Source organism: Bradyrhizobium sp. Crot121 (genome assembly GCF_059512385.1).
The window spans coordinates 1-445 of sequence record NZ_JCAMOR010000382.1 but is presented as its reverse complement, the minus strand read 5'-3'; the positions used below and the strand labels follow the sequence as shown (position 1 = coordinate 445).

1 protein-coding gene is annotated in these 445 nt (G+C 56.0%); it reads left to right on the top strand.

Going from position 1 to position 445, the window contains the following annotated elements:
- Nucleotides 1-117 precede the first annotated feature (117 nt).
- On the top strand, nucleotides 118-445 hold a 328-nt coding region (locus tag AC5ZGW_RS47085; RefSeq protein ID WP_496114266.1), incomplete at its 3' end, for a TetR/AcrR family transcriptional regulator.

The following is a 445-nucleotide window of genomic DNA, read 5'->3' as shown; positions in this document are numbered from 1 at the left end:
GATGTCTCGTCATTCTCTCCGACGCACCTCGAAATGAGCTAACGCACCATGACTACTGTCGCGATACTTAGACGACGTCCCCGCACCAAGCCCGCTGAAGTCTGGCGTGAGGAACTCATGGATGCGGCGCAAGCATTGTTTCTTGCGAAGGGTTTCGATGCCGCAAGCGTGGACGAAATCGTCAAAGCGGCTGACGTCGCCAAGGGTACCTTCTATTTCTACTTCAAAACAAAGGAAGACGTGCTGCAGGCGCTTCGTGCGCGCTTCGTCGAGGACATCCATACCCGGCTAATGGAAGCGGTCGATTCCAAGGCGCCGGATGATTGGGTGGGGAGGCTGGATGCATGGGTCGGCGCCGGCGTGAACGGTTATCTCGACGAGTTTGAGCTGCACGATCTTGTTTTTCACGAATTCCGCCCGTCAAATCGACAGAGGAAGCACGACA